The organism is Lysobacter arseniciresistens ZS79, from assembly GCF_000768335.1.
In the GTDB taxonomy this organism is placed as follows: Bacteria; Pseudomonadota; Gammaproteobacteria; order Xanthomonadales; family Xanthomonadaceae; genus Novilysobacter; species Novilysobacter arseniciresistens.
Genome location: NZ_AVPT01000075.1, coordinates 1 through 1165 on the forward strand (window position 1 = coordinate 1; position 1165 = coordinate 1165).

The 1165-nt window shown below is 67.9% G+C and carries 1 protein-coding gene; it reads right to left on the reverse strand.

Annotated elements, in window-relative coordinates:
• Positions 1–19: 19 nt before the first annotated feature.
• Positions 20–946, reverse strand: a complete 927-nt coding sequence (locus N799_RS14030; RefSeq protein ID WP_036213970.1) for an IS110 family RNA-guided transposase — start codon at positions 944–946, stop codon at positions 20–22.
• Positions 947–1165: the final 219 nt, after the last annotated feature.

A 1165-nucleotide genomic window follows, 5' to 3' on the forward strand; every position in this document is an offset into this window, starting at 1 on the left:
GTAGGAGCAACTGTCTTCTTCAGATCGGCTGCATTCGCCACGGGGTTCCATCGCGGACCATGGCATTGAGACGGCCCAGAAAGGAGCGCATGCAGGCGACCAGGGCGACCTTGGCGCATTTGCCGCGGGCGCGCAGCGCCAGGTAGCGGCCTTTCAGGTCAGGCTGGGTGCGGATGGCGCTCCAGGCGGCCATGTACAGGACGCGGCGCACACCGGCGCGGCCACCGCGGATTCGGCGCTGGCCGCGTTTGGCGCCGCTGTCCACGTTGTAGGGCGCTACGCCGACCAGCGCGGCAATCTGGCGCCTTTCCAGTTGGCCCAGTTCGGGCAGGAACGCGATCAGGGTGGCCGCGGTGACCGGACCAATCCCCGGCACCGCCTGCAGCTGCCGGGCTCGGTCGTGGTCGGCCTCGGCCATGGCCTGGGCGATGGCCTTGTCCAACCGGGCGATCTCGACCGCCAGCCCGTGCAACTGGCGCTTCAGGCTGGCAATGACGGGCTCGCCCTGCACCTGCTGCAGGCGGCGCCGTTCGTCGTCGCGCTGTTGCACCAGTTGCGCCCGCCGCTGGACCAATCCTTGCAGCAGTCGTTGCTGCGGTGACTCCACCGGTGCGGGCGTCGCATCGACGACTTCGGCCAGGTGGGCCAGCATGGCAGCGTCGATCGGGTCGGTCTTGGCGATCCGGCCCATCGCGGTGGCAAACGCCCGCGCCCGGTGAGGCGCCACGCGCACGACCGGCCACATGCCGGCCAAAGCGGCCATGACCACTCGCTCGTAGCCGCCGGTCGCCTCCAATACGATCCGCTCGACCGGCAGATCCTGCAGCCGTTCGATCAGGGCGCGGTGCCCCGCGGCATCATTGGCCACCTCGAAGTGATCTCCGCTCGGACGCACTGCCACCGCCAAGCTTGCCTTGGCCACATCAATTCCCACGAACACCGACATCGACACCTCCCCTAGACTGGACGGGAGAGCACTCTTGCTGGCCCACGCTTGTGCAGTTCGAGCTGCCGGCTCGTTCAACTGTTCGGGCTTGGCAAGAGTTTGGAGCGCGGGCGCCCTGGCTCCTACACGTGCTTCAGGCACTCCGGCTTGTCGGCGTCCCGCGCTCCGCTCTCACTTGCAACGCTAGGTCAAATCGAAGACACAAGCGGCTTCAGCCGC